Origin of the sequence: Bacterioplanoides pacificum (genome assembly GCF_042648445.1) — a bacterium.
GTDB lineage: Bacteria > Pseudomonadota > Gammaproteobacteria > Pseudomonadales > Oceanobacteraceae > Bacterioplanoides > Bacterioplanoides pacificum.
Genome location: NZ_JBHRYB010000021.1, coordinates 1 through 1,199, shown reverse-complemented (window position 1 = coordinate 1,199; position 1,199 = coordinate 1). Strand labels below are relative to the sequence as shown.

1 protein-coding gene is annotated in these 1,199 nt (G+C 46.5%); it reads right to left on the bottom strand.

Annotation, left to right across the window (positions count from 1 at the left end; translation table 11 throughout):
- Positions 1–56: 56 nt before the first annotated feature.
- The gene (locus tag ACFOMG_RS16630) at positions 57–1,097 is read right to left on the bottom strand and encodes an IS481 family transposase (protein ID WP_376868314.1); all 1,041 of its coding nucleotides are present in this window, start codon (positions 1,095–1,097) and stop codon (positions 57–59) included.
- Positions 1,098–1,199: the final 102 nt, after the last annotated feature.

The following is a 1,199-nucleotide window of genomic DNA, read 5'->3' as shown; positions in this document are numbered from 1 at the left end:
TGTAGTAGTTCAGACTCGATCTGACAGTCGCCCGTTTTAAGCTGGTGTCTGTCAGATTAAATCTGGGTTAATTTCTTTTCAGCCCAGATTCGTTTTCCATCAAGTAATGTTTCCAACGGCGTTCTACCGCAACAGATTTTTCCCTGATGAGTTCGTTCATTGTTGTAGTATTCCATCCACTCGTCCAGATCTTTTTGTAAGGCGTCGATCGACGCATACAATTTCTTCCGGAAGGTGATCTGATAAAACTCCTGTAAAATCGTTTTATGGAAGCGTTCGCAGATACCATTGGTTTGCGGTGATTTCACTTTGGTTTTCGTGTGATCGATATCATTGATCGCTAAGTAGAGCTGGTAGTCATGCTGCTCGGGTTTGCCGCAGTATTCAGTGCCTCTGTCCGTTAAAATTCTCAGCATAGGCAGCTCCTGAGAGGCGAAGAACGGCAGTACTTTATCGTTCAGTGCATCGGCCGCTGTAATCGGCGTTTTAGTCGTGTAGAGCTTCGCAAAGGCGACCTTGCTGTAAGTATCAACGAAGGTTTGCTGATAGATGCGTCCAACGCCTTTCAGGTTGCCAACGTAGAAGGTGTCTTGCGAACCCAGGTAACCTGGGTGATGCGTTTCTATTTCGCCGCTAACCTCATCGTCCAGTTTCTTCCGTTCTAATGCGGCAACCTGGTCGTCCGTTAAGATGATTCCTTCCTCAGCCACTTTCGCTTCCAGAGCTTTCAGGCGCTTCTTAAAGTTCTCCAGGTTGTGTCTTAACCACACAGAGCGAACACCGCTGGCCGAGACGAAGACACCACGCTTCCTAAGCTCATTACTCACACGAACCTGGCCATGCGCAGGCTGTTCGACAGCATACGTTTTAACGGCTTCCTCAATGTCAGGATCAACACGGTTCTTGCGGTTGGGGACTTTTCGATTCTGGTTGATTAAGGCATCAATGCCACCTTCTTCGACTGATTGCTGGTAACGATAGAACGTATCTCTGGATACGCCCATAACCTTGCAGGCCTTTGAAACATTGCCCAGTTCTTCTGCTAGATTCAGCAAACCGGCTTTGTGTTTTATGATGGGATTGTTAGACTCAAGCATAGAGAGTTTCCTTTGTGTTTGATTTTGATTCGACACCAACATCAAAACGGGAAACTCTCTTCTTTTCAAATCGAAGTGTCAGATCAGGTCTGAACTAATACA

What these genes read in the sequence shown, in the direction of transcription:
- ACFOMG_RS16630 (WP_376868314.1), bottom strand. Translation starts at nt 1,097, where the DNA reads ATGCTTGAGTCTAACAATCCCATCATAAAACACAAAGCCGGTTTGCTG.